Genomic DNA, 820 nt, shown 5'->3' with positions numbered 1-820 from the left:
CGATGCCAACGCGATCGAGCCGATGGGCCAGGCCAAGATCGCCTTCGACTACACCCACCTCGGTCCGGAAGGCGCCGGCTTCTTTGCGGCAATGGTGGCCGACGAGCTGGCGCAGCAGGTGCCGGCGCTGCGCCGCAACCTGATCCCCTGAGAACTCTCGGATGGCGTCCATGCTCCACCCGGCGCGGGCCTCGGAACACAGCGATAACCGCTCTGGCTTAATATCGACTGATGCATGATGACCTCCACCGCTACCCGCCGTTCCCGGGCCGCAAGCGCCTGCTGGCCGCGCTCGACCAGGCCATCCAGCAGCCCGGCATCAAGGCGATCACCCACACCGTGGAGCAGGTACTGCGCGAGGCGATCGCCGACGACCAGATCGTCCTGCCGGCGGGCGTGCACGAGCCCGTCCACGATCACTACGCCCGCCGCGAGCTGTATCGCAGCCCTATGCATGGCTACAGCGTGGTGGCGATGACCTGGGGCCCGGGGCAGGCGACCCCGCTGCATGACCACAGCGGGCTGTGGTGCGTGGAAGGCGTTTGGAACGGCACGCTGCAGATCACCCAGTACGCGCTGCAGGAGCAGGCCGGCGAGCGGTTCCAGTTCCGGGCCGGGCGCGGGCTGCTGGCCGGACGCGGCAGCGCCGGCTGCCTGATCCCGCCGCACGAGTACCACACCATCTGCAACCCGAGCCCCGATCAGATCGCGGTGTCGGTGCACGTCTACCAGCAGGTGATGGAGCGCTGCACGGTGTTCCTGCCCGATCCGGCCCACCCGCACTGGTATCTGCGCGAAACCCGCGATTTGCAGACCGAGA

Annotated in this window: 1 protein-coding gene and 1 pseudogene; both read left to right on the top strand. The window is 68.3% G+C overall.

Features of this window, described 5'->3' with window-relative positions; all coding sequences use genetic code 11:
- A pseudogene (locus JCM9942_RS20405) lies at window positions 1-151 on the top strand (lysophospholipase); the annotation flags it as partial.
- A gap of 80 nt (window positions 152-231) precedes the next feature.
- A partial coding sequence (locus JCM9942_RS17155) for a cysteine dioxygenase family protein (RefSeq protein ID WP_054661025.1) occupies window positions 232-820 on the top strand: 589 nt, incomplete at its 3' end.

It is taken from the genome of Stenotrophomonas pictorum JCM 9942, assembly GCF_001310775.1.
GTDB lineage: Bacteria > Pseudomonadota > Gammaproteobacteria > Xanthomonadales > Xanthomonadaceae > Stenotrophomonas > Stenotrophomonas pictorum.
This window is presented reverse-complemented; position numbering and strand designations above follow the sequence as displayed.